The following is a 24,565-nucleotide window of genomic DNA, read 5'->3' on the forward strand; positions in this document are numbered from 1 at the left end:
CTCAGTCGTATTCTCCCCACCGAGAAAGCAGTGCAGCGGCGGCCACCACGGCCGCCGTTTCCGTCCTGAGTACTCGACTACCGAGCCGCAGCGCCTCGAAGCCTGCAGCCAGCAAATGTGCGTTCTCTGTTTCGCTGAATCCGCCTTCCGGACCGATGACAAGGCCGACACCCGTGTCAGGACGAGCCAGCCTAGCCGGTGTGCCTGTTGCATCCGGATCGAGCATGAAGTGCCGGATGCCGCGCCGCGGTGCAGCCAGGTATTCATCCATCGTGATCACTGGCAGCAGCTCGGGTACGCGATTGCGGCCCGTTTGCTCGCAGGCGCTGCGCATGATGCCCAGCCAGTGGTCATGCCGTTTTTCCCGCTTTCGCTCATCCAGCTTGACCACGCACCGTTCCGTCACAATCGGCTGGATGCAGCTGAAGCCCACTTCCACGGCTTTCTGGATGGTGTAGTCCATGCGTTCGCCGCGCGACAGGCCCTGCACCAGGGTCATGTCCACTGATGCTTCACGTTCGACCTCGGCGTGTTCCTCCAGGCTGACTTCAGCCTTGCGCCCTTCGAGCAAGCTGACCTTGCCGTACCACTCACCGCCCTGGCCATTGAACAGTGTGACCGGCTGGCCGACCGTGGCACGCAGCACCTTGCCGAGGTGCTGGGCCGCTGACTTCTCCAGAGTCACGCATTCGCCGCTTGCCAGCGGGCCATCATGAAACAGCCGAATCTCGCGCATGGTCAGTCCTTGCAGGCGATGTCGATGCCCTCGGTAGCGACGCGCGCGAGGTGATCGATCTGTTCTTCGGTAATGATGTAGGGCGGCATCATGTAGACGACGTTGCCCAGCGGGCGCAGCAGTGATTCATGCTTGAGCGCGTGCTGGTAGACCTTCAAGCCGCGTCTTTCCTGCCAGGGGAAAGGCTCCCGTGTCGCCTTGTCCTTCACCATCTCGATGGCCAGCGTCATGCCATGCTGACGAACCTCGGCAACATGGGGATGGTCGGCCAGATGGGCCACCGCCTGTCCCATGTGTGTGGCAAGTTCCCGGTTTCGCGCTACCTGTTGACGCGACTCGAACAGGTCCAGCGTCGCGTTGGCCGCCGCACAGGCCAGTGGATTGCCGGTATAGCTGTGCGAATGCAGGAACGCTGTCAGGTTCTCGTACTCGTCGTAGAAACCGTCGTACACCGTTTCGGTGGTCAGCACGACAGACAGGGGCAGGTAACCGGCCGTGATGCCCTTGGACAGGCACATGAAGTCGGGTGACACGCCTGCCTGCTCGCAAGCAAACATGCTGCCCGTGCGGCCGAAGCCAACCGCAATTTCGTCGGCGATGAAGTGCACGTCGTACTTGTCGCAGATCTCCCGCACCCGCTTGAGGTAGACGGGATGGTACATGCGCATGTTGCCGGCACACTGGATCAGCGGTTCCAGGATGATGGCACAGATATCCTCATGGGACTCGGCCACCATTGCTTCGAGCGCATCGGCTTTTGCCAGCGAGTGCTCTTCCCAGGAAACCCCCTGCTCACGCAGGAAACAGTCCGGCGAGGGGGCGGTAAGTGGCTTCAGCAAAAGTGGCTCGTAGGTTTCCTTGTAGAGTGCGACATCGCCGACAGCCAGTGCACCCAGCGTTTCGCCATGGTAGGAATTGGAAAGGGTCACAAACCGGGTCTTGCGGCTCCGGCCGCGGTTGCGCCACCAGTGAAAGCTCATTTTCAGCGCCACTTCAACGGCCGCCGAACCGTTATCCGCGTAGAAGCAGCGTGTCAGGGGCGCCGGTGTCAGCGCGACCAGGCGCTCCGACAGCCGGACGATCGGCTCGTGGCTGAAGCCCGCAAGTATGACGTGCTCCAGCGAGGCCGCTTGTTCGGCAATGGCCCGGTTTATGTCAGGGTTGGCATGCCCGAAGAGATTGACCCACCAGCTCGATACCGCATCGATATAGCGGTTGCCATCGAAGTCCTCGAGCCAGACGCCCTCGCCACGCTTGACGGGTACCAGCGGCAGCCATTCGTGGTCTTTCATCTGGGTGCAGGGGTGCCAGAGCACATCGAGATCGCGTTTCTGAAGCGTAGCGTTGTCCATGGGCAGTCAAGATCCGGTTGCTCGAAAAATGGCCTCGCCGTGCGGGCCAGCGTTGCAGCCCAACAGTGTCCGCATATTGGCCCCTGCCCGCAAGCCGGCACGCCATGGGCTTGCCAAGGCCGCCGCCACACAGGAAACTGCTGTCATGAATACGGATTTCATCATTGGCCACCGACTGGTCGGCGTGCCACAGCGACAGACGCCCCACCAGGATGCAAGGCCGGATCCACGCGACCTCAGCCTGCTGGTCGTGCACGGCATATCCTTGCCGCCAGGCGAGTTTGGCGGACCCTGGATCGATGCCTTGTTCCTCGGTTGCCTGCCACAGGACGAGCACGAATACTTCAAGGAAATCAGTGGGTTGAAGGTTTCTGCTCACCTGGTGATCTTTCGTGACGGCAGCATGAAGCAATTCGCCGCGTTCGATCGCCGCGCCTGGCATGCCGGGCAGTCGGAATACGAAGGACGTTCCTGCTGCAATGATTTTGCCATCGGTATCGAGCTGGAGGGAACGGATGACCAGCCCTACACGGATGCGCAATACCGGCAACTGGTCACGGTCAGCGGGGCGCTGATGGCCAGCTACCCCGGGCTCACGCCGGACCGTATCGTTGGACACTGCGATATCGCTCCGGGACGCAAGACCGATCCCGGCCCTGCCTTTGACTGGCCACGATTCCGGCGCGAGCTGGAAGCCGCCGGCACGGGTTTTGTCGCTGACTGATATAATCCAGCCGGACACACCCTCCAAGGAGCAATTGCATGGCTTTCCTGTCCGTCATCCTGGCACTGGTCGTCGACCGATTCGTCCCGGAACTGGCTGCGCGCCGCAACGAGAACTGGTATCGCCGGGGATTTGCCATCCTGGCCAGGCACGTGCCGCTCGGAGCCGACCTGAAGGGCTTGCTGCTGGCCGTGCTGGCCATTGCCGTTCCAGCGGTGCTGGCCGCCCTCTTGATGGGCTTGATGAGCGGCATGTCCTGGGTGCTTGGATTCGCCTTCGGTACCCTGGTACTGATGTTCATGCTCGGGCCGAAGAGCCCGCTCGCGGAGGCGGCACGCTACGACGCGGCGCTCGCGGCAGAAGACGAGGAGGCCGCCGAGGCGGTTGCCGAGCGGCTGCTCGAGGCTGCGGTTCCCTCCGATCCGCTGGAGCGAACCCGCGCGGTGGTCACGCGTCTGCTGGTGCTTTCCAGCCGCAACCTGTTTGCCGTGATTTTCTGGTTCGTCTTACTCGGGCCTGCGGGTGCGGTGGCTTTTCGCGTCGCCGACATCCTGCGCCACCAGGCAGAGGAGATCACCGGTTGCGACGAGGCGCAGGGGGCTGCCCAGAAAATCTTCGGCCTGCTTGAATGGGCGCCGTCACGGCTGCTGTCAGGTTGCTATGCACTGGCCGGGAGCTTTGACGATGCGATTGCCGAGCGCCGCGCCTACTTTGCCGATTGCTCCGGACGCTTCTTCGAGATCAACGACGATATCCTCGCTTGTACCGGTCGCGGCGCCCTGAATTTCCCGGCCGAGGAGGCATCCGCCCGGTCGGAGTTCACGGCAGTCATGAACCTGCTGAACCGCAGCCTGGTGATCTGGCTGGCGTCGCTGGCCCTGCTGACCATATTTGGCTGGTTGTAATGCGTCGGCTGTCGGTATTGCTCCTCCTGTTGGCGATAGGTGGCACTGCCAGTGCTGCCGAGGTTCGCGATGACCGTGGCAAGATGCTGGAACTTGAGCTGCCGGTGCAGCGGGTGGTGACGCTGGCACCTCACCTGGTCGAGCAAATGTTCGCGATTGGTGCCGGCAACGTGGTCGTTGGTACCAGCGAGTACAGTGATTATCCCGAGGCGGCACTCGAAATACCCCGCGTGGGCGATGCCTATCGTTTCGATGCCGAGCGCATCATTGCTCTCGAACCCGACGTCATCATCGCCTGGCAGAGCGGCACCCCGCAGGGCGTCATCGAAAAACTGGAGTCGCTCGGTTTGCCAGTGCTGGTGATGGGTTCGCCGAGCATCGAGGCCGTTGGCGAGAACCTTCGTTTGCTGGGCCGCCTGACCGGTAACGAGACCGAGGCAGAGGCCGTGGCTACCGACCTGGTCGCTGGTTTCGACAGCCTGGCCGAGCAGTACCTGGATGCCAGTCGGATTCGCGTCTTCTACCAGATATCGGCGCAGCCGCTGTTCACCATCAATGCCAGGCACACCATCAGCGACATCATCCGGATCTGCGGCGGCAAGAACATCTTTGCCGATCTCGAAACAACCGCTGCGGCCGTGAGCCGCGAAGCGGTGATAGCCCGTGATCCGGACCTGATCGTGGGTGGTGCCTCGGCGGTGCTGGACGAGGGTGCGGGCGACTGGTCGAAGTGGTCCGGCTTGCGTGCGGTCAGTCGAGGCAATGTTCGCGCCATCGATGCGATCTTGCTGGCCAGGCCCACTCCGCGGTTGCTGGCTGGTGCCCGACAGCTTTGCAATGCCATAGAGGCAACTCGCAACAGCCTTTGAAAAGCCGCGTGGCTGTCAGTCCTGCGCCTTCCTCAGGCGTGGCGAGCGCCACATGACTTCACTGCCGTTCTCGTGCCGGGCAAGCACCCGGGCAATGACGAACAGCAGGTCGGAGAAGCGGTTCAGGTAGCGCCCCGACGTGGCGGAAATGTCTTCCTCGCGGCCGAGGGTGCAGACGCGCCGTTCAGCGCGACGGCAGATGGTACGCGCCAGGTGGCAGGCTGCGGTGGCGCGTCCCCCGCCGGGGAGGATGAATTCCTTCAGCGCCGGCAGGCTCTCGTTCAACCTGTCCAGTTCGACCTCCAGCCTTTCCACCTGCTCGTCCTGCAAGGCGCTGTAGCCCGGGACACTGAGTTCGCTGCCGAGATCGAACAGCTCGTGCTGGATGTCGGCAAGCAGTTCACCGATGTCTGCGGGAAGGTCCTCGGCGAGAATGATTCCGACTGCACTGTTCAGTTCGTCGACCGTCCCGTAGGCCTCGACCCGGGTGGAATCCTTGGCCACGCGCGAGCCGTCACCGAGGCCGGTGCTGCCGTCATCGCCCGTGCGCGTATAGATCTTGCTGAGTCGGTTTCCCATGTGTCGTCCTGTGCGTTTTCTGCAGTGTAGCGCCACGGACAGGGTGCTGCAGGCTGGTCACCGCCTGCAGCACCCGCCGTCATCATTGCTGGAAGCGCAGCGTCAGGTAGAAGCTCTGCTCCTCGCTGTTGTAGCCCTCAGCCGTCTGGTAGTCGCGATCGCCGACGTTCTGGACACGCAGGCCCAGTGACCAGTTCGGGTCGATGTCCCAGCCAGCGGTGAGATCCACGACGCCGTAGCCCGGCAGCATGGCCGTCGAGAACGGCGAGTCCGGCCGCTCGCTGCTGGCGACGCCCGCCAGGCCGAGGCTGAATGCGCCGAACTCGCGCACCAGGCTGGCGCTGATGCTGCGCCGTGCCCGGCGAGCCAGCTGGCTCTCGGTGGTCAGGTCTTCCGGGTCCTGGATGATGATCTCGGTGTCGAAACGCCAGGCCAGGTTGTGCCAGCGGTAGGCCAGTTCGATACCTTCGATGCGTGCACGGTCGATGTTGACGTTGCTGCCCGTCGCGGGGCCCGCGAAACCATCCGGATCGACATAGGCAATCAACTCGTCGATGTCGTTGCGGAACACGGTCGCTTCGAAGCGATGCGCCGCCATGTCGGCCGAGTAGCCGATCTCGATGTTCTCCGACGACTCCGGCTCGAGGTCCGGGTTGCCGCCGAAGCCGAAGCGATCAGTGGCGTCGGCCAGGCGGAAACCGGTGCCGGCGGCAATGAACAGCCGTTGCGCCTCGCTGAAGCGGTGGTTCCAGCCGATGTTCCAGGTCGTTTCGCTGCCGATGGCGTCGAAATCACTGTAGCGGACCGAGCTGATCATGCTGTTGTCGCCGAAACCGACGGCATCCTGCAGGTAGTACGCTGTTACGTCGGTGCTTTCCGAATAGCCTTCGCCGAACGACAGCGAATCCACTTCGCTGCCTTCCAGGTATACGCCGGCTGTGAGTCGGTGGTCGTCGGACAGGAAGAAATCGTGCTGCCAGTCGATGGTGTCGCGTACCGTGCGCACGAAATCGAACTCGCCGAGGAAGTTGGGATCACGCTGGCGAATTTCATCCACGCCCCGGCCAAGGAGCAGTCGTGCCGACCAGCTGTCGTCGCCGGCAAGGCGGGCCTCGATGCTGCTCATCTCGTTGCGGTACTCCTGCGACAGGGGCTCCAGGAAAAAGCCCAGGTACTCGCTGATACCCTCGGCTTCCCAATGGCGCAATTCGAGCATTGCCCGCTCATTCTGCCAGCGGACATAGCCATTGCCATGGTCACGCTCGTAACCTCGTTCCTCTGCACTGTCTGCGCGCGGGGCGAAGCCATCGCTGCGTTCCGAGCCAAGGTCGAGACCGTATTGCCAGTTACCCTGGCTGCCGTGGTAGCTGCCATCCAGTTGTTCGGTGTCGAAGCTGCCCAGCGTGGCGCTGGCGGCCAGGCGATCACCTCGGCGTGTGACGATATTGATCACGCCGCCAATGGCCTCGGAACCGTACAGCGAAGAGCGCGGCCCCTTGATGATTTCGATACGTTCGATGGAGTCCAGCGGAATGTTCTGCAGTGCCGGGCCACCGATGCTGCCGGGGTTCATTTCGATGCCGTCGACCAGCAGCAGCACGTGGTTGGACTCGGTGCCACGAATGAACAGCGACGTCGCGGCGCCCGGTCCACCGTTGCGCGCCACGTCCAGGCCCGCATGCTGCCTGAGAATGTCAGCCAGGTCGGCACCGACATTGCGCTCGATGGTTGCGCGATCGATAACAATTGCATTGGCCGGCAGCCGGTCCTGCGTGATGGCATGGCGGGTCGCCGTTACGACGACATCGTCGAGTTCCGTGCGATCTGCGTTGACATCGCCCTCGGCCGCGTTGACCGGAAGGCATGGCAACAGGCCAGTCGCCAGGATGGTGATCAGGATTGCCCCAGTGGTGTTTCTCATTGTCTGTCTCCCTCTGCGCACGCTCGCCCGCGACGCATGTTGGCTGAAGACCGACATGAAGTGGGTGCGGAGGGTAACAAGACCGAATGCCATCGGGATTGCGACCCGCCCATTGCCCACCGCAATGTCGGTACGTGTCGCTCGAGGCCGGTCTCCGGACTGACGGGTGGCTTGCGCCGGTCTCGCCACCTTCCCGGACAGGCTCTGTCCAGTGGTACGCAGGCGAGACGCTTCCCGATCACCGTTGCGGGGGCAGTGCCGGACTTGCACCTGGGTGCGCACCGGCTTCCCGATTGACCTTCCCGTTGGGGAAGGGCACCTGAAGCGTGGGCGCATTCTGGGCCTGGACCGGCAGCCAGTCAAGAATTGGTCGGATTCGTACGAGTTTTTCGGTGTTTCTCGTGCCAGCACGGCGGTAGACTGGTTCTCAACATGCAGCTACCACAGGGAACCGAGGGTGAGTGGTCCAACGAAACAAGAGCTGGAACGCTGGCTGCAGGTGGCGCGAGATGCTGCCGCTGCTGCCGGCGGCATCATTGCCCGCCATGCGGCCGAGGGTGTTGCCGAGGAGCGCAAGGCCGATGACTCGCCAGTCACGATCGCCGACCGCGAGGCAGAGCAGGCCATCAAGGAAATCATTTCGGCTGCGTGTCCCGGGCATGGGTTCCTGGGCGAGGAATTCGGTGCCCAGCAGGCAGACGCCGATTTCGTCTGGTTGATCGATCCGCTGGACGGCACGAAATCCTTCGTGCGTGGCTATCCTTTCTATTCCACCCAGATTGCCCTGCGCCATGGCGAGAACATCGTTCTCGGGGTATCGGCTGCGCCGCAGGTCGGTGAGACCGCCTGGGCCACCCGGGGCGGCGGCGCCTTCCTGAATGGTCGGCAGATCCAGGTCAGCGAGACGACCGAGGTTTCGCAGGCCACCCTGTCCGGTGGCAACCTGGCCACGTTGGCGGCGAGTCCCGCCTCCTGGTCAGCCTATGGCGAGCTGGTGCAGCAGGTACATCGCGGCCGGGGTTACGGTGATTTCTACCATTACCATTTGCTGGCCAGCGGGCGAATCGATGCCGTTGTCGAATCGGACCTGAACATACTGGACATTGCGGCACTGAGCCTGATCGTCGAAGAAGCGGGAGGCCGCTTCACGACCCTTGCCGGGCACAGGCCGGGCCTGGATGTCAGCACCGCGCTGGCGAGCAATGGCCGGCTGCATGACGAGCTGCTTGCCAGGTTGGGCTGGACGGGCAGGCACTGAACCTTGCGAGGTATGGCATGAAACTCGAATTTTTCCAGGTAGACGCATTCACGTCGGAACCGCTGCGGGGCAATCCCGCTGCCGTGGTGCCACTGGAGAGCTGGCTGTCCGACGACAGGATGCTGGCCATAGCCGCTGAAAACAACCTGTCCGAGACGGCATTTTTCGTGCCGCATGACAGCGGTGGTTATCACCTGCGCTGGTTTACCCCGACCCGCGAGGTCGACCTGTGTGGTCACGCGACCCTTGCTACGGCACATGTGCTTTTTCAGGAACTCGGGCGTGCATTGACCGAAGTGCATTTCGCCACCGCCAGCGGCAACCTGACCGTGCGTCTGAAGGATGGTGTCCTGGCCATGGAATTTCCGTCACGCCCGGCGAAGGAATGGGATGACGGCGGCAAGGTGGCAGCGGCCCTGCACGCCAGGCCTCTGCGCGTGATGAAAACCGAATTGAATGATCCGGACAGCGACAAGGTTGTGGCGGTGTTCGAGAGCGAGAGCGATGTCGCCGACCTGATGCCCAGCATGTCTGCCTTGCAGGAGGTGCCCGGGCAGGGCGTGGTGGCGACAGCACCTGGTGACAAGGTGGATTTCGTGTCACGCTATTTCGCGCCCTCCGCTGGTGTGCCGGAAGACCCGGTCACCGGCTCGTCGCATTCCACGCTGACGCCGTACTGGTTCGAGGTGCTGGGACGCAGCAGCATGACAGCCCGCCAGATATCGGCCCGCGGTGGAGACCTGTACGTCGAGCAGCAGGACAATCGCGTGCTCATTGCCGGCTCGGCGGTCCTGTACCTCAAGGGGCACATCTTCATCTGAACAGCCTGGACCTCATTTCCATTCTGGCTGGAAGAACAGGGCGTCATCCGTGGTGATCATTCGTACCGGGATGCCGTACAGCCGTTCCAGGTTGGCGGGATTCAGCACTTTGTAGGTTTCATCCAGCACCACTTCGCCATTGCCATACATCAGCAGCACATCGTCACAGAAGCGGGCGGCGTGATTGACGTCGTGCAGCGACATCAACACCAGGCGGTCATGCTCGCGAGCCAGTTCGCGGAAGCGGCCCAGCAGGCGCATCTGGTGCAACAGGTCGAGCTGGTCCACCGGCTCATCGAGCAGGTAGATCTGCGTGTCCTGCGCAAGGATGGTGGCGATGGCAAGCCGTCGACGCTCACCGCCCGACAGGGCGTGCACATCGCGCTGTTCAAGCTCGGCCATCCCGGTGGCCTGCAAGGCCTGGCGGGCCAGCTCGATATCCTCGGGAGATTCCCATTGCCAGAAATCGATATGCGGGTGTCGACCGATCAGTGCCGTTTCCAGGACGCTGGCCGGGAACGGGTCGTCATACTGCTGCATCAACAACGCCAGCTGGCGTGCCAGCTGGCGTCGACCCAGTTCTTCGGTGGCCTGGCCGTTGATCCTGACCTGTCCTGCATCCTGCTCGCGCAAACCTGCAATCGTATGCAGCAAGGTGGTCTTGCCAACGCCATTCCCACCCAGGATCCCGATGCAGCGACCGCCCTCGAAGCCTGCTGAAAAGTCTTCCACGACCTGCTTGCCGGCGATCCGCACGCCCAGTCGGTCGAGTTCCAGCCGCACCCTCATGCCTGGCTCCGGGAGCGATTCAGCAGGTAGAGGAACAGTGGTACACCGATGAAAGCCGTGACCACCCCGACCGGCAATTGTCTTGGCGCCAGGACCGTTCTCGCCAGGGTGTCGGCAATCACCAGCAGGGTCCCGCCGGCCAGCATGGAGGCCGGCATGAGGCGTCGATGATCTGCGCCGATCACCAGCCGCAGCATGTGCGGCACCACCAGGCCGACGAAGCCGATGCTGCCCCCTTCGGTGACAGCCACTGCCGTGAAGATGGAAGCCAGCAGGTATATGCCGATATTGAGTTCGCGTGCCGGCACGCCGAGCGTCTTGGCCTGCATTTCACCCCGGGCCAGCAGGTTGAGGTGCCGGGAAAAAGGAAACACCAGCAGTCCGCCGACCAGCAGCACCACGAATTCCTGGTAGGGCCGTTGCGAGTACGACAGGTCGCCCATCAACCAGAACAACATGCTGCGGATGCTGCTGTCCGGTCCCAGCGCCAGCATCAGGCTGATGACCGCGCCCCAGCCGGCGGCCACGACCACGCCTGTCAGCAACAGTCGAGTCGGAGTCCAGCCGCCTCGGCCGTGAGCAATGGTAAAGACCAGCAGGATGGACACCAGGGCGCCGACGAAGGCCGCCGTCGACACCCAGAAGAAACCGAGGCCGAGCATCAGGGTCAGCAGGGCACCAACCGCGGACCCTCCGGACACACCCAGGATGTAGGGGTCCGCCAGCGGGTTGCGCAGCAAGACCTGCATCAAGGCGCCCGACATGGCCAGCAGCCCGCCGGTTGCGAAGGCTGCGACCGCGCGCGGCCAGCGCAATTCAAGGACCAGCGTCGTCGCCAGGCTGGAGCCCTCGCCACGAATGACCGCCAGTACGTCCGCCGGCGCGAGATTGACGCTGCCGATCATCAGCGCCAGCGCCATGGCCGCCATGGCCGCCAGCAACAGCGCGACGAAGCTTGCAAGCACTTCAACGCGAGTGGTCATGCCTGCCTGCCGGGAATGTGAAAATGATCGACATTCGCTGATTGTAAACGGAACGCTCACCCACGCCGAGGGGCGATTCCGTTAGAATCGCGGCTGAGATCGACAGGACAGGGAACCATGATCGACGCGGACGGCTTTCGCGCCAACATCGGCATCATCATCATGAACGAGCAGCGCAAGCTGTTCTGGGCTCGACGCGTGGGCAACACCGGCTGGCAGTTTCCGCAGGGCGGCATGCTGGAAGGTGAAACGCCGCTGGATGCCATGTATCGCGAGCTGGCGGAGGAAACGGGACTGCAACCGGAGCATGTCGAGCTGGTGCAGGAATCGAGACGCTGGTTGCGATACCGCCTGCCCGAGCAGTACGTCCGACGCCACTCCAGTCCCCTGTGCATCGGCCAGAAGCAACGCTGGTTCCTGCTGGACTTCAAGGCAGGCAGCAAGGATATCGACCTTGCCGTGACATCGAGTCCCGAGTTCGATCAATGGCGCTGGGTGGACTACTGGGAGCCGGTTCGACAGGTCGTGCACTTCAAGAAGCGGGTATACCGGGCAGCGCTGGGAGAGTTTGTCGAGCGGGTGCATCCCGATGGCAAGCTGCCTAGGACGCCATCACTCTGATTCTCGAGCTCGCTGCAGGCTCTGGCGCTGCCGACGTCGGGCACGAGCGCGTTGCTGCCAGATCCAGATGCCGCTCAATGCCAGCAACAACAGCGCAATGCCCGCTGCGTCAGCCACCCAGACACCCGTCATGCCGAAGAGGCGTCCCGAATGCAGGTCCAGCCACAGTCGCTCCTGGTTCAGGCGACTGGCACGAATCTCTCCTGCCAGGTCGGTGAGCAAGGCAGCCGGGATGGCTCGTGGCTCGGGAGAACGAATCGTCCGGGCGCCCGTCAGTCGCTCGAAGCCCAGCAGTTCCTCGTCTGCCGAGTAACTGGCCAGCAGCGTGCGGAACAGGAAACCCTTCTCGCTTGCTTCGGCGGCGATGATGTCGCCCTGGCCGGCCGTGAACGGAATCTCTTCTACCAGGATGCCATCCTCGGTGTAGAGCTGGATGGCGTCGGCAAAGACGATGATGAAGCCATAGCTGGCAGGCAGGGCAGTGACCATGGGCTGCGGCTTGGCAACTTTCAGCCGGTCGATGTAAACGCGGTTGCCCGCATCAACGATCCAGCGGCCAGCGATCTCATGACCTTCCAGCGAATCCGGCTTCGGGATGTTGTAGATATCCAGCAACCACTCGCTGTTCACCGGCTGCTCGGCGAGTGCCAGGTCTTCGGTGTGGTTCAGCACGATCCCGCTGATCGCCAGCCAGGCAGCGAATATGGCCGCGGCGAGGCCCAGGTAGCGATGCCATAGGTACCAGGAACGCAGCTTTTCGACGATCTGTCGCTTCCGCGGTGCCATCGTTATCCGGACTCCTTGGCCGCCTGGCGGACCTGGCTGTCCAGGTAGAGCGCCAGCTCGGCCATGCGCCGCATGGCGCTGACGGAAAGGGTTGCGCCGGTGATGTTGTCGATGGATGAATCCAGCCGGTGCTCGGTCGTCAGCGACACGCCGAGGAACTGCTTGGTGAAGAAGTCGTAACGGACTTCCCAACCGCGTGATTCACGGAACGCCAGCACCTCGACACGGCGAAGCGCGCCGTCCTCGATGATGAAGCCTGCCGTGATGGGCTTTTCGCGGCCGATTTCATCCAGTATCCACGCTGATGTGTTGTCGCGCTGCCAGTAACGAACCCTGAGAGAATTCGGCTTGTGACCGAGTATCTTCTTGGCGGTTTCACCCTTCGCGCCAGTCAGCCAGATCAGCGATGGCTCGGGCGTCGTCTCGCCGAACGTGCCGTGCAGGAATTCCGCTGCGGAGAGGTACTGTTCATCAGCAGCAAGTGATGACGTGCTGACAAGCAACAAGAGGCCTGCGGACATGATCCGCAGGCCTCTCGCAAAGCACTTCATGTTGACTGCAATGTCAGCCATTCATGTCCTTAGAACTGGTAACCAATACCGAGGTTGAAGCCTTCGTCATTGCCGGCATCATCCTGTTCCATGATGTCGAACTTCACCACGACGTTCTTGTGCGGCCAGTAGTTGAAGCCGATGTTGGTCTGGCTGATCTCGGTTTCGCCGATACCACCATTGTCCCATGCGCCCTGGCGAACGAACACGCCGAACTGCTGGTTGAAGCGCCAGCTGGCTTCACCATAGTAACCGTCCTGCTTGTCGCGCTCGATGGCCGCGGGTGCATCGCCATCGATACTCCAGCCTGCATACAGCGCGGTCAGCGTCAGCGGGCCATTGTTCCAGCGGACGTGGGTTTCGATCAGCGTGCCCGCATCCGACTGCGGCACGGTGCCCTGCGTCAGGTCGCCCTGGTGGAAGAAGGAGGCAGCGATCTCGAGGCCGGCAATGCCGGTGTACTTCAGGCGGCCGGAGTAGGCCAGCTCTTCGGCGACGGCTTCGGCGACCTTCTGGCGACCACCGCGGATGGCGAACGTGTCATCCGTATTAAGGCCGGAGTGCACGCCGAGGTCGTAGGACAGGCCACTCGAACCGAAGTTGCCGGTCACGGCCACGCCACCTTCCCACCACGTCGTCGGCAGGATGTTCTTTTCGATCGGATTGCGTTCCACGCCGTAGAAGGTGTTCGGCTCGTGGGTTTCGTTCAGCAGGCCGACCGGCATCAGGAACAGGCCGCCCTTGATGCGGGTGCGCTCGGTGACGTCGAATTCGACGTAGGCCTGTTCCAGCTCGATCTCGCCAGGCTTGCCTTCGCCAGCCAGGGCATGTTCCAGCTCGACTTCCGAGAAGAAGCGAATGTCGCTGTTGAACTCGTGGTTGAAGAACAGCACGAAGCGATGGAAATCGATCTCGTCCCCGGAATCCAGGCTGTTGTAGTGCAGCTCGCCGTAGCCACCGATGCTGGTGCTGCCGTCACTCACGTTTTCGCGCTTGCCGACCAGGGAGTCGATCTCTTCCTGCTGGGCCTTGATGATTTCGTAGAGCTCTTCGTTGCTCGGGGTGTTTTCGGCGGCCAGGGCGCCATTCAGGGGCAGCAGCATCGCGCTGGCTGCAAGCATCAACCACTTCTTGTTCATGATGTCCTCTTCAAAGGTTGGGATTGCCATGTCGGCCTGCCGTCTAGGCGGCTTGAGCCTCGATTTCGCCGGCAGTGTAGAGGCTCAGGAACGCAAATGCAAATCATTCTCATTTCGATTTAGTACGAATGTGGACCATTGTTGAGAATGTTTGATAGTTGACAATCATTCTCATCTAGGGGAATAATGGCCCCATGTACGTATGCATCTGCAATGCTGTCACTGACTCGACGATCCGCGAGGAAGCGCGGAGCGGCTGCTGTTCCCTGCGCGAACTCAGCCAGAGTACGGGCTGTGGCACCACCTGCGGCAAGTGTGCCCGGCAGGCTCGCGAAATCCTGGCGGAAGAGATGGCGGCCCAGCAGGATGCCAGTCGTCAGCAGCCCCCTGCTGCGGACAACGACGATCATTTCGCGGCCTGAATCTAAATCATTCTCATTTCACATTCGTCAATAAAAACAAAGATTTAGCCCGGCCCTCCCTGTGCAGCTGCCGCGTGCTGCGCTATGCTTTTCGCACGCTGGAATCGTTCCAGATTCCTCAATGCCGACAGCGAGCAAGACACAGGAGACGTCATGAAAGGCGACAAGAAGGTCATCGAATTCCTCAACAAGGCTCTGACCAACGAGCTGACCGCAATCAACCAGTATTTCCTCCATTCCCGCATGTTCAAGGATTGGGGCCTCAGCAAGCTGGCTGACAAGGAATACGAGGAGTCGATCGATGAGATGAAGCATGCCGACATGCTGATCGAGCGGATCCTGTTCCTCGAGGGCCTGCCAAACCTGCAGGATCTCGGCAAGCTGATGATTGGCGAGAACACCGAGGAAATCCTGCAGTGCGATCTCAAGATCGAGCACCAGGCCATTCCGGTGCTGCACGAAGCCATTGCGCATTGCGAGGCCTGTGGCGATTACGTGTCCCGCGCCCTGTTCACCGACATCCTCGAGTCCGAGGAAGAGCATGTGGACTGGCTGGAGACGCAGCTGGAGCTGATCGAGAAAGTCGGCATCCAGAATTACAACCAGTCGCAGATGACCGCTGCCGACTGATCGGAACATTCCGATGGCAAGAAAAAAGCCGCCCTTCCGGGCGGCTTTTTTGTCGCGCTGGCTGCAGCGCTTCAGAGCTTGTCGGCGCTCTTGGCCAGGTAGTCGGCCACGCCTTCCGGGTTGGCCTTCATGCCGGCATCACCCTTCTGCCAGCCCGCCGGGCAGACATCGCCGTTTTCTTCCCAGAACTGCAGCGCATCGACAGTGCGGATGATTTCGTCGATGTTGCGACCGATCGGGTCGTCATTGACGGTCTGGCTCATGACCTTGCCGTCCTTGTCGATCAGGAACACGCCGCGGAACGCCACCGAGCCGTCAGGGGCTTCGACGCCGTAATCGCGCACGATCTGGTGGTTGATGTCAGCCGCCATGGTGAACTTCACATGGCCGATGCCACCCTTGTCGACCGGGGTGTTGCGCCAGGCATTGTGGGTGAAGTGCGAATCGATGGAGACGGCCACGACTTCCACATTGCGCTCCTTGAACTGGTCCATGCGGTGGTCCAGCGCAATCAGCTCGGACGGGCACACGAAGGTGAAGTCCAGCGGGTAGAAGAACACGATGCGGTACTTGCCCTTGGTATCTTCGAGGAACTTGAAATCATCGACGATCTTGCCGTCGCCCAGCACTGCCGGGCAGGTGAAATCGGGTGCCTTGCGGCCTACGAGCACGCTCATGCTTGCCTCCTGAATGTCACGGTTGTGAATTTACGATGGGTCGAAAAACCTTGGAAGGGTTCTAATTCTAGCATGCCCTCCGGGCTTGGCGAGACCCCCTGCCGAAGCCGTTCAGAACGGCTTCAGCGTGGCCAGCAGCACAATGGCGACCAGCAGCACGGCGGGCACTTCGTTGAACCAGCGGTACCAGGCGTGGCTGCGGGTATTGGCGTCGCGGGCGAAAACCTTGACCAGCCGGCTGCACCAGATGGTGTAAGCCGTCAGCAGCACCAGCAATCCGAGCTTGGCGTGCAGCCAGCCCATCTGGCCATAGGCACTCCAGGCATAGGCGGCCAGCATCGCAATGCCGGCGATCCAGGTGAGTCCCATGCCGATGTGAGTGATGATCATCAGCTTGCGTTCCATCACCTTGAAGCGCGCCTTGCCCGCTTCGTCGGTGGTTTCGCAGTGGTAGACGAACAGCCGTGGCAGGTAAAAGATGCCTGCGAACCAGGTCACCATGAAAATGATGTGCAGTGCTTGCAGCCAGCCGTGTGATTGCATGTGATTGTCCTCTCAGGTCGGAAACAGGGTCAGCGCGAGTATGCCTGTTCGATGGATTCGCGAGTCAGCACCCCGAACAGTCGCCCGCCACGTCGCTGCACGTAGACGCCTTCCGCCTCCTGGCGAGTGACGAGATCAAGGGCTTCCTGCAGGTTGGCCTGCAGTGTGACGGGCAGGCATTCGATACGTCGGCCAGGCAGCTTGACCAGGTCGACCTGCTTTTCCTCGGACTGCGCATCTTCCGTGTCGTCCGATTTGGCCCTGCGTTCGTCTCGTTCGGCCAGGTAGCGCGCCAGGTCGGCTGCGGCCAGCAGGTAACGTCGCGTTTCGTTGCTTTCGAGGAGCAGCCACTTCGGGCTGCGCTCCAGCAGGCGCCGGGCGTCGCCGACGGAAATGCTGGCCGGCGCCTGTTGCACGGCAGCCTCCATCACGCCGGCAACACCGATACGGCGCAGGCTTTGCGCGACGGGGTCGTTGCGGTAATCAAGTCCGCGTGCCCGCAGCAGCTCGAGAATGATGGAATCCTTGTGGAAGACCTCGCGCGACACGAGTACCGCCGTAATGACCGTAAGCATGCCCGGGAAGATGAGCGTGGTATTGCCGGACAACTCCAACAGGGCCATCAGTGCTGCCAGCGGCGCCTGCAACGTGGCCGCCATCATCGCAGCCATGCCGACCAGTGCGAATACGGCCGGCTGCCAGAGATATTCCGGAAACAGCCAGCTGCAAATCGCGGCAATTGCGGCACCCACCACGGCACCGATGACCAGGGTAGGACCGATCAGCCCGCCCGGGAGGTTGCAGCCGATGGCAAATACGGTGGCCACGCATTTGGCAAGGACAATGATCAGCAACAGGCTCAGGGTCAGTTCGCCGGTCATGGCGTCGTTCACGGTGTCGTAACCCACGCCCATGATGGCCGGGACGAAAATAGCCAGGCAGGCGGTTACCAGGCCTGCAAGGGCGAATCTCAGCAGCAGGGGCCACTGGCGTATCCGGGCGGCAAGGGTGATCGAGGATGCCGAAAACAGTGCTGCGAGCCCGCCAATCATCAACCCGATGATGAACAGTATCGGCAGTTCGATCAGTGGCACGGGCAGGATAGGTGGCACATTGAAGGCCGGTGAAGAGCCATAGACAAGATGCGTCACGGCCGTCGAACTGACCGCCGCAAGAATGATCGGTGCGAAGCCGGCGATGGTGTATTCCATCAGCACGACCTCCATGGCGAAGATGACCCCGGCCAGTGGTGTGTTGAACGCTGCGCCGATTGCGGCGGCGACGCCACAGCCGATGAGCACTCGCAAGGTGTTGTTGGGCAATCCGAGCTGGCGCCCGAGCAGGCTGGTGCCGGCAGCGCCAAGATGCACGCTGGGTCCCTCGCGGCCTACCGACTGGCCGGATATCAGGGCAATGCCCGAGCCGATGAATTCCATCCAGGCGTTGCGCGTCGACATGTGTCCCTGGTGATAGGCAAGTCGCTCGAGCACATGCACGACGCCCCCCTGGCGACGCTTCGGCTTGACCAGGAGATAGATGAGGCCAAGCAGCAGGGCACCTGCCAGTGGCAGCATGAAGCGCGCATCGACCGGCAGGCCCTCGAAGTTCTCCGGGTCGCCACCAGGCAGGATCAGCGATTGAATGCCTTCGACGGCGCCACGGAACAGCAACATGAGAATGCCAACCAGCAGGCCAGCCACGGCGCCGAAAATGCTCAGCTGCAGCAAGGCTGATCGTCCAGCCAGCCGAATGCGCAGCTGGTCCAGGTAGCCTGTCGTGGTGGCGCTGTCCGAGTTGGCAGAATTCATGGAGTCATTATGCCAGCCGTGCCGATGGATTGCGCACGGGGCGGCCGGTATTGGTATCATTACGGACTAATTCTCAGCGCTGGGCTCCTGCATGACGCGACATCGACTGGTAGTCAGGCCGCACCGGCCGCTGCGCAACGGCCTTCTCTATACCGTGGTCGGGGTACTGATGTTCCTGTCGGTATTCGGTGCTTTCCAGTTCGGCCAGATCCGTGCCGGATTCGATGCCACGGAGTCGGGTTCCACCATCGATCGCCAGGCCGGGCAGATCGCCCGGCTGGAAGCCGCTAACGACGCCCTGCGAGAGCGCGTAGCCTTGCTGGAACGGTCCAGCGATATCGACCAGGAGGCCCGTGAGCGCTTGCAGCGCGAATTTGCTGCCAAGCAGGACGAGGTACTCGAGCTGCGGGAAGAGCTGGCCTTTTACCGCGGCATCGTCTCGCCCGAGGACGGCGAAGCTGGCTTGCGGGTGCAGAGCATGCGTATCAGCCCGACGTCACAGTCGCAGGTGTTCCATTATCGCCTCGTGCTGATCCAGGCCATTACCAACGATCGTGCGACCAGCGGCGAGCTGAAGCTGGAAGTGATTGGCGAACGTGACGGGCGCGAAGCGCGCCTGGATGTTGCGGAACTTGTGATGGACGGCGCAGACACGCTGCGTTATTCGTTCAAGTATTTTCAGGATTTCGAGGGAGATTTCAGGTTGCCGGATGGCTTTGTGCCGCAGCGGCTGGAATTGACCATAGACCCGAGTGCCAGAGGCGCGGAAACAATGACCCGCAGCTTTGGTTGGGATGTATCGACCGGATAGGAGGTTCCCGATGCTGGGAGGAAACAGAAAATCGACGCACATGGATACGCTGGTTGGTCACAACACGCGGGTAACGGGTGACTTCGAATTCGAAAGTGGCCTGCATGTTGATGGCTTCATCAAGGGCAATGTTTCGGCGACCGAAACCGGCTCGCGCCTTTCGATCAGCGAGCGAGGCTGCATAGAGGGCGAAGTGCACGTGCCCGTGCTTGTACTGAACGGCACGGTGCGGGGTGATGTCTACGTCAGCGAGAGCCTGGAGCTGGGTGCAAAGGCACGTGTCGAGGGCGACGTGTATTACAACGTCATTCGCATGGAAGCCGGCGCCACGGTGAACGGCAAGCTGGTCCACAAGCCCGCGGATTCGCCCATGCTGGCGCTGAACCACGACCAGGAAGGCAAGAATCCGGATGCCTCCGCGAATGATGATGCCGGCGAACATTGAGTGTGCAGTCCGGGGCAGCGTAGAATGACGTTGCGGACACGAGGTATTTGAATGGAAGTACACAACCACAATCCCAATCAGCCACCACCGCTGGTGTTTACCGACGCGGCGGCGCGCAAGGTGCGCGAGCTGATTGAAGAAGAGGCCAATGATGCCCTCAAGCTGCGCGTGTTTGTCAGTGGCGGCGGTTGTTCGGGTTTTCAGTATGGCTTCAGTTTCGACGAAGCGGTCGAAGAGGGCGATACCGCGGTTGAAAAGGACGGCGTGACCCTGTTGGTGGATCCTATGAGCTTCCAGTACCTGATGGGTGCGGAAATCGATTACAAGGAGGATCTCGAGGGCGCGCAATTCGTCATTCGCAATCCGAATGCCAGCACCACCTGTGGTTGTGGATCGTCGTTTTCGGTCTGATCGGGCGTAACAGGATGAAGCATGAAAAAAGGCGCCTTGGCGCCTTTTTTCATGCCTGAATGGATTTCATGCGACGTCAGGGCAGGTAAATGCCGCCGAGCACGGTTTCCGACGCCGCACCGGTGACATCGGGCACGTTGCCCGGTTGTTCTGCCAGGCGTTGCCTGGCGAGCCAGGCGAAACAGGCGGCTTCGATGAAGTCCGGATCAAATCCATGCTGGTCGGCGGTCTCCAGCGTCGCGATCGATAGATTGGCGGCGAGGCGCTCCCTGAGCAGCGGATTGTGCACGCCACCGCCCATGAGAATGGCGTGCCGGGCTTTGCTGGCGTTGATCGCGTCTGCCACGGTGCGGGCCGTCAGTTCGCACAGCGTCGCCTGGACGTCCGCGGAACGCTCGCTGCCTTCCAGGAAAGCATCCAGCCAGGAGAGATTGAAAACTTCCTTGCCCGTGCTCTTGGGGGGCGGCAGGGCAAAGTAGGGGTCAGCAAGCAGGCGATCGAGCAGGGCGGGAATGAACTCGCCATCGCTCGCAAACTCGCCATCTGCATCGAAACTGCCCTTGCCATGCTTGTAGGCCCAGGCGTCCATCAACCCGTTTGCCGGACCCGTATCGAATCCCTTGGTGGCGTCGCTCTCCAGCAGCGTGATGTTGGCAATGCCGCCCAGGTTGATAATCGCGACCGGAGCAAGGTGGCTGAAAATTTCCCGGTGCCAGCCGCTGGCCAGCGGCGCGCCCTGTCCACCCACTGCCATGTCCTTGCGGCGGAAATCTGCAACCACGGGAATTCCGCTCAGTGCGGCCAGCAGGCTGGGGTCACCGATCTGCAAGGTGGACGGGTGGTCGCCTTCCGGGGCGTGCCATATCGTCTGGCCGTGCGAACCGATGGCGGATATGTCATCGGCGGCGATGTCATGGTCGGACAGGAGCCGGCGCGCTGCCTCCGAGAAGGCAATGGCAAAGCGATGATCCAGCTCGCCAAGCTGGGCGAGACTCACCTGGCCGCCGCCTGCCATGGCATCCAGCGCACCGCGTCGCAAGTCGTCTTCCAGCGGGTAGCTCCGGGCGGCGGTAACGTGGGGAGTGCCGCTGAAATCGACAACAGCCGCATCAATGGCGTCGAGGCTGGTGCCGGAGATCAGGCCAAGGTAGAGATCCGGCATCGATCGGAACCGGCGATCAGGGTGCGGTGGCGACGCGAGTGCGGTCGGACCCGATCACATCCAGCTGGCGCAACAGCGGAGTGCTGACGGCCATGAACTGGTCCTTGTACTGTTCGGCAATCGGTTCCGCGTCGGGAAGTTTGACGGTCCGTGGATTGCGATGCGTGCCATTGACCAGGAACTCGTAATGCAGGTGCGGGCCGCTCGCGAGGCCGGTCGAGCCAACGTAGCCGATGACCTGCCCCTGCTTCACGCGCTGACCGACGCTGACTGCCCGGCGGGTAAAGTGCAGGTACTTGGTCACGAATTTCTCGCCGTGCTGGATGAAGACGTGGTGACCGTTGTATTTGCTGTACGAAGAACGGACGACGCGGCCGTCGCCGGCGGCAAACACAGGTGTGCCAACGGGCGCCTTGTAGTCGATGCCATTGTGCGGTCGCACCGTTTTCAGCACCGGGTGGAGCCGGCTCGGATTGAAGTTGGAGCTGACGTACAGGAAATTCAGTGGTGCGCGCAGGAAGGTCTTCCGCATCGCGCGACCGTCAGGACCGTAATAGGCGGCATTGCCATTGTCGTCGACAAATCGAACGGCCTGGATCACGCGGCCATCGTTGACGAATTCGGCAGCGATGATCGGCCCGTCCTTGACCTTCTCGCCATCACGGAAAATCTCTTCGTAGATGATCCTGAATTCATCGCCCTGGCGAATGTCCAGCGCAAAATCGATGTCCCAGCCATAGATGTTGGCGAGGTTCATGATCAGCGTGTCGGAAAGGCCGGCTGCGTAACCGGCGGCATACATCGAGGATTCTATGGTGGCGCTGGCCGTCTGTATGCGCCGTTGCAGTGGCAGTGCTTCAAGGCTGGTCGTGTAGCCTTGCTCTCCCTGCTCGATTCTCAGCTTGTCCGTGCCATCCAGTTCCATCGACACTTCAAGTACGTTGCCGGCGCTGTCTGCGACGACATTGATCCGGTCACCCGGACGAATGAGACGAAGGCGCTCCACGCTCTCGCCCAGCAGCATGATTTCATGCAGGTCCTGGCGCGACAGTTCATGGCGATCGAACATGGCTGCCAGCGAATCGCCGGATTTGACCACAAGGTTCAGGCGTTTCAGGTTGGTGCCAACGGCCGGTTCGGCGGCAGGCACGCGGGTGCCACGTTCGATGCGGCCGTTGCTCGGCAGCGTGAGAGCGATCTGCGCATCGCCTTCGAAGTCGCCCACCGAGTTTGCTGCAGACGGCTGCGATGAGACATTGGCCAGGCTGATCGTCAGCACGATGGCCAGCGCGCCGCCCAGCCAGTAATGATGGGGGCGAGCCGCCGTCAGGCGTTTCTTGCGCACACCGGCGCCTCCGGGCCGCGCTTGCGGCTTATAATCGGGTCTCATTTGCGTCATGTCGGTTTGTTAGCTGGCCCAACCACCTGCTAAAGTACCGTGCTGACCACGTTTGGTCAATGTCAACTTACTGTTTTTTCTGAAAAAAATGACATCCAAGGGCTCCTGGTAAGCGACCGGGAAGCCAAACTTTACAACAGGGGAGTCGGGCGGCTATGGCGTCAGCCAACACGGAAATCACACAGGCCATGGAAGAACTGCGGCGCGGCGCCGACGAGATCCTGCGTGAGGAGGAGCTCGAAGCAAAGCTCAAGGAAGGGCGCCCGCTGAAGATCAAGGCTGGCTTCGACCCGACAGCGCCCGATTTGCACCTGGGGCATACGGTCCTGATCAACAAGATGCGTCAGTTCCAGGCGCTGGGGCATGAGGTCATTTTCCTGATTGGCGATTTCACAGGCATGATCGGTGACCCGACCGGCAAGAACGCCACTCGCCCGCCCCTGTCGCCGGAAGACATCAAGCAGAATGCGCTCACCTACAAGGAGCAGATCTTCAAGATTCTCGATCCGGACAAAACGCGGGTTGCGTTCAATTCAGAGTGGATGGAGTCCATGGGTGCGGCCGGGCTGATCAAGCTGGCCTCCAGCCATACTGTGGCTCGCATGCTGGAACGCGACGATTTTTCCAAGCGCTATAAAGAGAATCGCCCGATTGCCATCCACGAGTTCCTTTACCCCTTGGTGCAGGGCTACGATTCCGTGGCGCTTGAAGCCGACGTCGAGCTTGGCGGTACCGACCAGAAGTTCAATCTGCTGGTTGGCCGGCAATTGCAGGAGCAGAACGGCCAGAAGCCCCAGGTCGTGTTGACCATGCCCCTGCTGGAGGGGCTGGATGGCGTGCAGAAGATGTCGAAGTCGCTGGGAAACTACATCGGCATCACCGAGGCGCCCGACGACATGTTCGGCAAGTTGATGTCGATATCCGATGACTTGATGTGGCGATACTTCGAGCTGCTGTCTTTCCGGCCGCTGAGTGACATAGCGGCCTTTCGCCAGCAGGTCGCTGAAGGGGCGAATCCGCGGGACATCAAGTTCCTCCTGGGTATCGAAATCGTGGATCGCTTTCATGGCGAGGGCGCTGGCGAGACCGCCCGGGCTGCTTTCGTTTCCCGCTTCCAGAAAGGCGCCCTGCCCGATGATCTCCCCGATGTCAGCGTCACCGCCGAGGAGGGCGAGATCGGCCTGGCCAGCCTGTTGAAAGAAGCCGGGCTGGTGAAGTCGACGTCGGAAGCCATGCGGATGGTCAAGCAGGGAGCGGTCAAGATCGATGGCGACAAGGCGGCCGACGCCCGGCAGGCCTTTCCTGCTGGCTCCGAGGCGGTCTTCCAGGTCGGTAAACGCCGGGTCGCCAGGGTCCGTGTGAAGTGAGCCGCCGGTATTGAGCTGGCTTCGAGGCCCTTTCTGGGCAAGAAGTGACCAGTCGAGCAGTTAATTTCAAAAAAAAGCCCCGGGGGTGTTGACGCCTCCAGCGAAGTCCCTATAATGCCGCCCTCTCGCGACGGATGGCGAGATTTGCAGAACGGACACGGCGACAAAAACTTTCAAGTATTTGCTCGCCGGGGATTGACAGGAATCGTCACCCACGTAAAATGGTCCGTCTGCCTGAGGCGCTTACATCAGCTGCCTTTTGCTCTTTAACAATCAGGATCAAGTAACTTGTGTGGGCGCTCGCGTCGATGAATTGCTTCGCAATACATTGAAGTACCGAGTGACCTAACGAGCCCAAGATAAACTGATATACAGTGGTTCTTGAGTTCTGGTTCACTCTTTTCACGTTATAAAGTGAAGAGTTTGATCCTGGCTCAGATTGAACGCTGGCGGCATGCCTAACACATGCAAGTCGAACGGCAGCATGATCTAGCTTGCTAGATTGATGGCGAGTGGCGGACGGGTGAGTAACGCATAGGAATCTGCCCAGTAGTGGGGGACAACAGCCGGAAACGGTTGCTAATACCGCATACGACCTACGGGTGAAAGTGGGGGACCTTCGGGCCTTACGCTATTGGATGAGCCTATGTCTGATTAGCTTGTTGGTGGGGTAAAAGCCTACCAAGGCGACGATCAGTAGCTGGTCTGAGAGGACGATCAGCCACACCGGAACTGAGACACGGTCCGGACTCCTACGGGAGGCAGCAGTGGGGAATATTGGACAATGGGGGCAACCCTGATCCAGCAATGCCGCGTGTGTGAAGAAGGCCTGCGGGTTGTAAAGCACTTTCAGTAG

The 24,565-nt window shown here is 61.4% G+C and carries 26 protein-coding genes, 1 rRNA gene and 1 riboswitch; of the genes, 13 read left to right on the forward strand and 14 right to left on the reverse strand.

The window, feature by feature from the left end; translation table 11 throughout:
• Window position 1: 1 nt before the first annotated feature.
• Window positions 2-736 carry a 16S rRNA (uracil(1498)-N(3))-methyltransferase gene (locus R3217_02740; GenBank protein ID MDX1454351.1) on the reverse strand — a complete coding sequence of 245 codons (735 nt, stop codon included), beginning with the start codon at window positions 734-736 and terminating at the stop codon, window positions 2-4.
• Between the two features lie 2 nt (window positions 737-738).
• Window positions 739-2,088, reverse strand: coding sequence for an adenosylmethionine--8-amino-7-oxononanoate transaminase (locus R3217_02745; GenBank protein ID MDX1454352.1), 1,350 nt, complete (start codon window positions 2,086-2,088; stop codon window positions 739-741).
• Window positions 2,089-2,233: 145 nt separating this feature from the next.
• On the opposite strand from R3217_02745, the gene ampD reads away from it, so the two are divergent.
• From ampD to R3217_02760, 3 genes are read left to right on the forward strand one after another with little or no spacing between them, the layout of a single operon-like run.
• Window positions 2,234-2,812, forward strand: a complete 579-nt coding sequence (gene ampD, locus R3217_02750; GenBank protein MDX1454353.1) for a 1,6-anhydro-N-acetylmuramyl-L-alanine amidase AmpD — start codon at window positions 2,234-2,236, stop codon at window positions 2,810-2,812.
• A 38-nt stretch (window positions 2,813-2,850) separates the two neighbouring features.
• Window positions 2,851-3,717, forward strand: a complete 867-nt coding sequence (gene ampE / locus R3217_02755; GenBank protein ID MDX1454354.1) for a regulatory signaling modulator protein AmpE — start codon at window positions 2,851-2,853, stop codon at window positions 3,715-3,717.
• Window positions 3,717-4,586 (forward strand): cobalamin-binding protein, encoded by an 870-nt coding sequence (locus R3217_02760; protein ID MDX1454355.1) that lies wholly within the window; start codon window positions 3,717-3,719, stop codon window positions 4,584-4,586. The genes ampE and R3217_02760 overlap by 1 nt, the downstream gene beginning before the upstream one ends.
• 15 nt (window positions 4,587-4,601) lie before the next feature.
• Here the strand turns inward: R3217_02760 and R3217_02765 are convergent, their stop codons facing one another.
• Together R3217_02765 and R3217_02770 are read right to left on the reverse strand one after the other, a co-directional pair.
• On the reverse strand, window positions 4,602-5,165 hold the full coding sequence (locus R3217_02765) for a cob(I)yrinic acid a,c-diamide adenosyltransferase (protein MDX1454356.1): 564 nt from the start codon (window positions 5,163-5,165) through the stop codon (window positions 4,602-4,604).
• An 82-nt stretch (window positions 5,166-5,247) separates the two neighbouring features.
• Window positions 5,248-7,086: a TonB-dependent receptor gene (locus tag R3217_02770; GenBank protein ID MDX1454357.1), complete on the reverse strand. Its 1,839-nt coding sequence runs from the start codon at window positions 7,084-7,086 to the stop codon at window positions 5,248-5,250.
• Between the two features lie 127 nt (window positions 7,087-7,213).
• Window positions 7,214-7,424, reverse strand: a riboswitch (cobalamin riboswitch).
• Window positions 7,425-7,543: 119 nt separating this feature from the next.
• On the opposite strand from R3217_02770, the gene R3217_02775 reads away from it, so the two are divergent.
• Together R3217_02775 and R3217_02780 are read left to right on the forward strand one after the other, a co-directional pair.
• Window positions 7,544-8,344 carry an inositol monophosphatase family protein gene (locus R3217_02775; protein MDX1454358.1) on the forward strand — a complete coding sequence of 267 codons (801 nt, stop codon included), beginning with the start codon at window positions 7,544-7,546 and terminating at the stop codon, window positions 8,342-8,344.
• A 17-nt stretch (window positions 8,345-8,361) separates the two neighbouring features.
• Window positions 8,362-9,165 (forward strand): PhzF family phenazine biosynthesis protein, encoded by an 804-nt coding sequence (locus tag R3217_02780; protein MDX1454359.1) that lies wholly within the window; start codon window positions 8,362-8,364, stop codon window positions 9,163-9,165.
• Between the two features lie 12 nt (window positions 9,166-9,177).
• Here R3217_02780 and R3217_02785 read toward each other — a convergent pair whose 3' ends face one another.
• Together R3217_02785 and R3217_02790 are read right to left on the reverse strand one after the other, a co-directional pair.
• On the reverse strand, window positions 9,178-9,954 hold the full coding sequence (locus tag R3217_02785; GenBank protein MDX1454360.1) for an ABC transporter ATP-binding protein: 777 nt from the start codon (window positions 9,952-9,954) through the stop codon (window positions 9,178-9,180).
• Entirely contained in the window at window positions 9,951-10,937 is a 987-nt protein-coding gene (locus R3217_02790; GenBank protein ID MDX1454361.1) for an iron ABC transporter permease, read from the reverse strand. Before R3217_02790 ends, R3217_02785 begins: the two co-directional genes overlap by 4 nt.
• A gap of 117 nt (window positions 10,938-11,054) precedes the next feature.
• On the opposite strand from R3217_02790, the gene R3217_02795 reads away from it, so the two are divergent.
• Window positions 11,055-11,558 carry an RNA pyrophosphohydrolase gene (locus tag R3217_02795; GenBank protein ID MDX1454362.1) on the forward strand — a complete coding sequence of 168 codons (504 nt, stop codon included), beginning with the start codon at window positions 11,055-11,057 and terminating at the stop codon, window positions 11,556-11,558.
• On the opposite strand, the gene R3217_02800 is transcribed toward R3217_02795, so the two are convergent.
• From R3217_02800 to R3217_02810, 3 genes are read right to left on the reverse strand one after another with little or no spacing between them, the layout of a single operon-like run.
• Entirely contained in the window at window positions 11,550-12,344 is a 795-nt protein-coding gene (locus tag R3217_02800; GenBank protein MDX1454363.1) for a PepSY domain-containing protein, read from the reverse strand. The two genes, R3217_02795 and R3217_02800, sit on opposite strands and share 9 nt — an antisense overlap.
• Before the next feature lie 2 nt (window positions 12,345-12,346).
• The gene (locus tag R3217_02805) at window positions 12,347-12,916 is read right to left on the reverse strand and encodes an FMN-binding protein (protein ID MDX1454364.1); all 570 of its coding nucleotides are present in this window, start codon (window positions 12,914-12,916) and stop codon (window positions 12,347-12,349) included.
• A gap of 8 nt (window positions 12,917-12,924) precedes the next feature.
• On the reverse strand, window positions 12,925-14,064 hold the full coding sequence (locus R3217_02810; GenBank protein ID MDX1454365.1) for a porin: 1,140 nt from the start codon (window positions 14,062-14,064) through the stop codon (window positions 12,925-12,927).
• A gap of 164 nt (window positions 14,065-14,228) precedes the next feature.
• Here R3217_02810 and R3217_02815 point away from each other — a divergent pair, with 164 nt between their 5' ends.
• On the forward strand, window positions 14,229-14,456 hold the full coding sequence (locus R3217_02815; GenBank protein ID MDX1454366.1) for a bacterioferritin-associated ferredoxin: 228 nt from the start codon (window positions 14,229-14,231) through the stop codon (window positions 14,454-14,456).
• Window positions 14,457-14,609: 153 nt separating this feature from the next.
• Window positions 14,610-15,086 carry a bacterioferritin gene (gene bfr, locus R3217_02820; protein MDX1454367.1) on the forward strand — a complete coding sequence of 159 codons (477 nt, stop codon included), beginning with the start codon at window positions 14,610-14,612 and terminating at the stop codon, window positions 15,084-15,086.
• Window positions 15,087-15,157: 71 nt separating this feature from the next.
• Here the strand turns inward: bfr and R3217_02825 are convergent, their stop codons facing one another.
• From R3217_02825 to R3217_02835, 3 genes are all read right to left on the reverse strand, one after another.
• The gene (locus R3217_02825) at window positions 15,158-15,763 is read right to left on the reverse strand and encodes a peroxiredoxin (protein ID MDX1454368.1); all 606 of its coding nucleotides are present in this window, start codon (window positions 15,761-15,763) and stop codon (window positions 15,158-15,160) included.
• Between the two features lie 111 nt (window positions 15,764-15,874).
• Entirely contained in the window at window positions 15,875-16,306 is a 432-nt protein-coding gene (locus tag R3217_02830) for a CopD family protein (protein ID MDX1454369.1), read from the reverse strand.
• A 29-nt stretch (window positions 16,307-16,335) separates the two neighbouring features.
• Complete coding sequence (locus R3217_02835) at window positions 16,336-18,114, reverse strand: chloride channel protein (protein ID MDX1454370.1); 1,779 nt, start codon at window positions 18,112-18,114, stop codon at window positions 16,336-16,338.
• Window positions 18,115-18,205: 91 nt separating this feature from the next.
• On the opposite strand from R3217_02835, the gene R3217_02840 reads away from it, so the two are divergent.
• The 3 genes from R3217_02840 to erpA are packed head-to-tail and all read left to right on the forward strand — an operon-like array spanning window position 18,206 to window position 19,781.
• The gene (locus R3217_02840) at window positions 18,206-18,925 is read left to right on the forward strand and encodes a DUF6776 family protein (protein MDX1454371.1); all 720 of its coding nucleotides are present in this window, start codon (window positions 18,206-18,208) and stop codon (window positions 18,923-18,925) included.
• Window positions 18,926-18,935: 10 nt separating this feature from the next.
• The gene (locus R3217_02845; GenBank protein MDX1454372.1) at window positions 18,936-19,370 is read left to right on the forward strand and encodes a polymer-forming cytoskeletal protein; all 435 of its coding nucleotides are present in this window, start codon (window positions 18,936-18,938) and stop codon (window positions 19,368-19,370) included.
• Between the two features lie 51 nt (window positions 19,371-19,421).
• Window positions 19,422-19,781 (forward strand): iron-sulfur cluster insertion protein ErpA, encoded by a 360-nt coding sequence (erpA, locus tag R3217_02850; protein ID MDX1454373.1) that lies wholly within the window; start codon window positions 19,422-19,424, stop codon window positions 19,779-19,781.
• A gap of 76 nt (window positions 19,782-19,857) precedes the next feature.
• On the opposite strand, the gene R3217_02855 is transcribed toward erpA, so the two are convergent.
• Both R3217_02855 and R3217_02860 read right to left on the reverse strand, forming a co-directional pair.
• Window positions 19,858-20,943, reverse strand: coding sequence for an anhydro-N-acetylmuramic acid kinase (locus tag R3217_02855; protein MDX1454374.1), 1,086 nt, complete (start codon window positions 20,941-20,943; stop codon window positions 19,858-19,860).
• Window positions 20,944-20,959: 16 nt separating this feature from the next.
• On the reverse strand, window positions 20,960-22,288 hold the full coding sequence (locus R3217_02860) for a peptidoglycan DD-metalloendopeptidase family protein (protein ID MDX1454375.1): 1,329 nt from the start codon (window positions 22,286-22,288) through the stop codon (window positions 20,960-20,962).
• 209 nt (window positions 22,289-22,497) lie between these two features.
• On the opposite strand from R3217_02860, the gene tyrS reads away from it, so the two are divergent.
• A complete protein-coding gene (gene tyrS / locus R3217_02865; protein ID MDX1454376.1) occupies window positions 22,498-23,709 on the forward strand; it encodes a tyrosine--tRNA ligase in 1,212 nt (403 codons plus the stop codon).
• Between the two features lie 411 nt (window positions 23,710-24,120).
• A 16S ribosomal RNA gene (locus R3217_02870) occupies window positions 24,121-24,565 on the forward strand; the annotation flags it as partial.

The sequence above is a fragment of the Gammaproteobacteria bacterium genome (assembly GCA_033720895.1).
GTDB lineage: Bacteria > Pseudomonadota > Gammaproteobacteria > Natronospirales > JAJUFS01 > JAWWBS01.

Excerpts from the sequence above, each read along its gene's own strand:
- R3217_02740 (MDX1454351.1), bottom strand. The coding sequence starts at position 736 with ATGCGCGAGATTCGGCTGTTTCATGATGGCCCGCTGGCAAGCGGCGAA.
- R3217_02745 (MDX1454352.1), bottom strand. The coding sequence starts at position 2,088 with ATGGACAACGCTACGCTTCAGAAACGCGATCTCGATGTGCTCTGGCAC.
- ampD (MDX1454353.1), top strand. The coding sequence starts at position 2,234 with ATGAATACGGATTTCATCATTGGCCACCGACTGGTCGGCGTGCCACAG.
- ampE (MDX1454354.1), top strand. The coding sequence starts at position 2,851 with ATGGCTTTCCTGTCCGTCATCCTGGCACTGGTCGTCGACCGATTCGTC.
- R3217_02760 (MDX1454355.1), top strand. The coding sequence starts at position 3,717 with ATGCGTCGGCTGTCGGTATTGCTCCTCCTGTTGGCGATAGGTGGCACT.
- R3217_02765 (MDX1454356.1), bottom strand. The coding sequence starts at position 5,165 with ATGGGAAACCGACTCAGCAAGATCTATACGCGCACGGGCGATGACGGC.
- R3217_02770 (MDX1454357.1), bottom strand. The coding sequence starts at position 7,086 with ATGAGAAACACCACTGGGGCAATCCTGATCACCATCCTGGCGACTGGC.
- R3217_02780 (MDX1454359.1), top strand. The coding sequence starts at position 8,362 with ATGAAACTCGAATTTTTCCAGGTAGACGCATTCACGTCGGAACCGCTG.
- R3217_02785 (MDX1454360.1), bottom strand. The coding sequence starts at position 9,954 with ATGAGGGTGCGGCTGGAACTCGACCGACTGGGCGTGCGGATCGCCGGC.
- R3217_02790 (MDX1454361.1), bottom strand. The coding sequence starts at position 10,937 with ATGACCACTCGCGTTGAAGTGCTTGCAAGCTTCGTCGCGCTGTTGCTG.
- R3217_02795 (MDX1454362.1), top strand. The coding sequence starts at position 11,055 with ATGATCGACGCGGACGGCTTTCGCGCCAACATCGGCATCATCATCATG.
- R3217_02800 (MDX1454363.1), bottom strand. The coding sequence starts at position 12,344 with ATGGCACCGCGGAAGCGACAGATCGTCGAAAAGCTGCGTTCCTGGTAC.
- R3217_02805 (MDX1454364.1), bottom strand. The coding sequence starts at position 12,916 with ATGGCTGACATTGCAGTCAACATGAAGTGCTTTGCGAGAGGCCTGCGG.
- R3217_02810 (MDX1454365.1), bottom strand. The coding sequence starts at position 14,064 with ATGGCAATCCCAACCTTTGAAGAGGACATCATGAACAAGAAGTGGTTG.
- R3217_02815 (MDX1454366.1), top strand. The coding sequence starts at position 14,229 with ATGTACGTATGCATCTGCAATGCTGTCACTGACTCGACGATCCGCGAG.
- bfr (MDX1454367.1), top strand. The coding sequence starts at position 14,610 with ATGAAAGGCGACAAGAAGGTCATCGAATTCCTCAACAAGGCTCTGACC.
- R3217_02825 (MDX1454368.1), bottom strand. The coding sequence starts at position 15,763 with ATGAGCGTGCTCGTAGGCCGCAAGGCACCCGATTTCACCTGCCCGGCA.
- R3217_02830 (MDX1454369.1), bottom strand. The coding sequence starts at position 16,306 with ATGCAATCACACGGCTGGCTGCAAGCACTGCACATCATTTTCATGGTG.
- R3217_02835 (MDX1454370.1), bottom strand. The coding sequence starts at position 18,114 with ATGAATTCTGCCAACTCGGACAGCGCCACCACGACAGGCTACCTGGAC.
- R3217_02840 (MDX1454371.1), top strand. The coding sequence starts at position 18,206 with ATGACGCGACATCGACTGGTAGTCAGGCCGCACCGGCCGCTGCGCAAC.
- R3217_02845 (MDX1454372.1), top strand. The coding sequence starts at position 18,936 with ATGCTGGGAGGAAACAGAAAATCGACGCACATGGATACGCTGGTTGGT.
- erpA (MDX1454373.1), top strand. The coding sequence starts at position 19,422 with ATGGAAGTACACAACCACAATCCCAATCAGCCACCACCGCTGGTGTTT.
- R3217_02855 (MDX1454374.1), bottom strand. The coding sequence starts at position 20,943 with ATGCCGGATCTCTACCTTGGCCTGATCTCCGGCACCAGCCTCGACGCC.
- tyrS (MDX1454376.1), top strand. The coding sequence starts at position 22,498 with ATGGCGTCAGCCAACACGGAAATCACACAGGCCATGGAAGAACTGCGG.